At 38.3% G+C, this 316-nt stretch carries 1 protein-coding gene; it reads right to left on the bottom strand.

What is annotated here, in order from left to right:
* Nucleotides 1-217: 217 nt before the first annotated feature.
* Nucleotides 218-316, bottom strand: a 99-nt coding sequence (locus CEX98_RS23675) for an integrase core domain-containing protein (protein WP_143484404.1), incomplete at its 5' end; no start/stop codon positions are given.

Consider the following 316-nt stretch of genomic DNA (forward strand, 5'->3'; position numbering starts at 1 on the left):
TCAGTCTTTGATTGACAACGCAATGTGTTATAGAAAAACAAAGCAATAGCCGACCTTTTTCTATTACGACGCGGATTTCGAGTTTAGACAATGCGGCAGAGAAATTTATCGACGGGAGCATAGTTGTTCTATGTGACCAAGTAAATTTATCTGACAAAGCAGTATAAACTTGAAAGACCGAGTAAGAGCACTTTTAGTACAGCTATTTCGTAGAATTCTATGCAGCCTCAAGGTAACCAATCGGTGTCATATCACCTAGTGAATCATGAGGTCGCTCATAATTATAAATATCTAACCACTCATCTGTGATTTCACG

Source organism: Pseudoalteromonas piscicida (assembly GCF_002744175.1).
Classification (GTDB): Bacteria; Pseudomonadota; Gammaproteobacteria; order Enterobacterales; family Alteromonadaceae; genus Pseudoalteromonas; species Pseudoalteromonas piscicida_B.